Annotated in this window: 4 protein-coding genes; all 4 read right to left on the bottom strand. The window is 34.4% G+C overall.

Translation table 11 applies throughout. The features are described from left to right. Window positions 1–148: 148 nt before the first annotated feature. Genes E0K96_RS11980 through E0K96_RS11965 form a run of 4 tightly spaced genes read right to left on the bottom strand, consistent with a single transcriptional unit; the run spans window position 149 to window position 3140 of the window. Entirely contained in the window at window positions 149–484 is a 336-nt protein-coding gene (locus E0K96_RS11980; protein WP_087158614.1) for a DUF6618 family protein, read from the bottom strand. 2 nt (window positions 485–486) lie between these two features. Beyond that, entirely contained in the window at window positions 487–1290 is an 804-nt protein-coding gene (locus E0K96_RS11975) for an ExeA family protein (RefSeq protein ID WP_087158615.1), read from the bottom strand. Between the two features lie 2 nt (window positions 1291–1292). Further along, on the bottom strand, window positions 1293–2531 hold the full coding sequence (locus E0K96_RS11970; RefSeq protein WP_087158616.1) for a DDE-type integrase/transposase/recombinase: 1239 nt from the start codon (window positions 2529–2531) through the stop codon (window positions 1293–1295). Between the two features lie 36 nt (window positions 2532–2567). Further along, window positions 2568–3140: a DUF6431 domain-containing protein gene (locus E0K96_RS11965; RefSeq protein ID WP_168083430.1), complete on the bottom strand. Its 573-nt coding sequence runs from the start codon at window positions 3138–3140 to the stop codon at window positions 2568–2570. Window positions 3141–3326 lie beyond the last annotated feature (186 nt).

The raw sequence follows: 3326 nt of genomic DNA, 5'->3' as shown, positions 1-3326 counted from the left end.
TGTTGATTTGCACAATAATTTAAAAGAAAAATTCAAAATAATTTAAATCAGTAATGCAGAATAATTTGTCTTTTTTTTTTTGCTTTTTTTATTTTTATATTCACTTTATTTTCCTGGATTATTCATTTTATTTTAAAAGGGATTATATTCAATAATCCCACCATAAATTTAAATTGACATGCATCTCTTTTAACACTGATGCAATACTTGTTGCATCTATGATATTCTCTAATACCTTACATAGCTTTTCTAGATTCCAGTAATAATCATGCAACTCTGCCAGTCCACAACCCTTGTCAATTTCAGGAAAGCATATCCAATTCCCATTGCTTCCCATGCCCAGGTATGATTTTAATTTTGTTCCCTGGCAGTAAACTGTAAATTCTACATAATTCTCACAACACCATATATCGCTGACTTTTGTATTCCATGTTTTTGTTTTATATGTGCACGTACATTCAAATGACTCTATTTTCTTTTTCATGTCTAATTCATATCCACTTCATTAACAGCCATCATGACAATTTCGTTATTGATATCTCTTATTTGTCTATTGGCTCCTATAATGAGGCATTGAGTAAGAAGATTGTTTAATTTTCTTATCGATCCCTGACAGCTGTTTCCCAGAGCGGTCATTGCATCTTCTGTAAATAATGGAACATTTAATCCGGCAGCTTTTAATTTTGATTCGACATATGATTTGATTTCCTGTGGCTCTAGTCCAATGATCTGATACTGAATCGTGATCCTTTGTCTTATGGCCTCATAGGAATTGTATTTAAGCGTATTGACAAGCGTTGGCAATCCCGCAAGTATAAGGACACAGTGATTTTTTGAATCCATATCAAAATTCATGAGAAGCTTGATATCATTAAGTATTTCGCTTCTTAGATATTGTGCTTCATCCAGGATGATGATTGGAATAATTCTTTTTTCACTGTTCATCCTTTTAAGATATTCCTGAATATTCATAAAATTATCTATCTTGCTTGATCCTACCTCCAACCCAAGAGATCCTGCAAGATATCTATAAAACTGGATCGTTGTCAGAGTTGACATAGGCATATACACAACCTGATAAAGTGAGGGATTCAATGAGGAGACAAACTGTCTCAAGGCATAAGTTTTACCTACACCTGGTCGCCCTGTAAAAACGCCAATACCTTTTGTCTGACACAGGTAGGCAAGACGCCCCTGCATTTCCTTAAAATCAATTGTTTCTACGGTTGTATCTGTCACATCCTTTTGAAATGGGTTATAACTTAATCCATAAAATAATTTCATATCCATATTTATTCATCCTTTCCCTGAGAAAACAGAGGGGCCTGTCTTTTGATCTGACTATTTTCTACTCTATTGACCCTATATATTTCTTTTAGTGTTCCATCGCTGCTTTGAAGATAAATATGCTTCATGTCTGGAATATAACGAATGATGACTCTTTTGCCTATATGATTCTGGGAAGTTTCATACGATTCACCATTAATTCTTACAAGTGCATCATTGCCTACCTTTCTTTCAACGGTATGCATAAATGCCTGGCTGATAATACGATCATCCTTTCTGACGAGTTTATCTGCATCTTCAAGAAAACGATCAACAGGTGTTTTTTTGAGGATGGAATGGATGGTATTGTTTTTTTGATTGATGAAGAAGGCAAGACTCTTTTCAAGCATTTCAAGAGAATGGAAATCATCATAATTGATATTGAACATCCATCCTTCCTTGATTGTCTTAAATGTTCTTTCTATTTTTCCTTTCTGGTTGCCATGATAGGCTTTTGCGTGAAGAAGCGAAATACCAAGATTGGCACAGATAAGTGAGAGCTGAACATTTTTATAGGGAGCGCCATTATCGGCATATAATCTTTTTGGAATACCATATTTTAAGATGGCTTCTTTCAGGGTCAGCTGTACATTGACGGCATTATCAGCCAGATAAAAACCATATCCAACTATCAGTCTTGAAGCATCATCGATAATGGCTATCAGATAGGTTTTATATTTTTTTCCATCTATCGAAATAATGGGGCCATGACTTGTATCAATCTGCCATAGATCATTTGCATATCTCATTTCAAAAGCTCTCATATCTTCACCAGAGACAACATTAAGCTTGTTTTTTATTTTTCCAACAAATCGGATGACGGTAGAAAGAGAAACTTCAGATGACGAAATAAGTCCTTCATCAATAAGTTCATTGTAGATCGATGTAGCCGTCTTCCTGAAATTTTCTTTTTTCTTTTCAATGATGATCTGCTGAATTTCAGATGACAAGGCTCTCAGTTTACCGTTATCAGCACGTGGCTTTGAATAAAGCCCGTTGAAGCCCATATCCTTATATCTTCTAAACCACCATCTGATGGTTTCGTGGCTGAAGCGTTTGATGCTTCCGTCCGGAAGGATGTAAGTTTTCATGGAGACATTGACGCAGTAAGCCTTGATGGAAGTTTCAGTATAGGTTCCATTGATCAGTGGAGCGATGAGATTGTACTTAAACAATGCCATTTCGTGTTCTAAATCTGTTTTCATATTGTTTTTTCCTCCTGATAATAGTATAAATCACTCTTATGCAGGATTATAGCCAACTGTCATGTGATTGACGGGCAGATAAATACCATGGAAAAAACGTTTGGGAATACGCTGCATAAAAAACAAAAAGAACATATGAAAATAATCAATCATAAAATCATGATCAAATTTTTTTGAAAAGTCATGATTGATGATCTTCATGCGTTCTTCATGAAATTGCCTGTAACTGCATATGAGTGCCCCTACAGTCTGTATGGAGATATTGAGGGCAGATGAAATCTTTGAAACAGAAAGATGACCTTTTAAATAAAGGTCGAAAAGACGTAGAATAAAGGGAGAAGAAAAATAGCGATAAGGAATGATGATATCAGGAAGGAGCGCATGCGTACTTCCACATGATTCACATCTTATGCGCTGCACAGTAATATATTCTTCAGTGCTGTTCAACAGATATCTATCATAGACTGCGTGATTATGAAAAAGTCCGACCGTTTTGCATTTAGGACAGACAAGAAGAAGATAATTAATGCGTCTGATATCTTCAAGATATCTATTATTGTCATATTTATCATTGAGAGTGTTGTTTTTAAATGTAATAAATGATATCATATAAATGGTTGGAGAGAAAGTAGAGAGGCTGTGGTGGTTGCATCTATTTTCTCTTTTCCTTTCCTCTAAGATTTTAATACAACCTTATTATAAAATAATCACATTAAATTAAAAATAAAAATCAACCATTTAAATTAATTTGACGAAATTATGGCTGATTTTTTTAATTTAATGTAAGAATTAACA

The sequence above is a fragment of the Massilimicrobiota sp. SW1139 genome, assembly GCF_012027715.1.
Classification (GTDB): Bacteria; Bacillota_I; Bacilli_A; order Erysipelotrichales; family Coprobacillaceae; genus Allocoprobacillus; species Allocoprobacillus merdigallinarum.
Note: the sequence above shows the minus strand (reverse complement) of the source record. Positions and strands in the feature narration are given on the sequence as shown.

Coding starts and splice junctions, on each gene's coding strand:
- E0K96_RS11980 (WP_087158614.1), bottom strand. CDS start 484: ATGAAAAAGAAAATAGAGTCATTTGAATGTACGTGCACATATAAAACA.
- E0K96_RS11975 (WP_087158615.1), bottom strand. CDS start 1,290: ATGGATATGAAATTATTTTATGGATTAAGTTATAACCCATTTCAAAAG.
- E0K96_RS11970 (WP_087158616.1), bottom strand. CDS start 2,531: ATGAAAACAGATTTAGAACACGAAATGGCATTGTTTAAGTACAATCTC.
- E0K96_RS11965 (WP_168083430.1), bottom strand. CDS start 3,140: ATGATATCATTTATTACATTTAAAAACAACACTCTCAATGATAAATAT.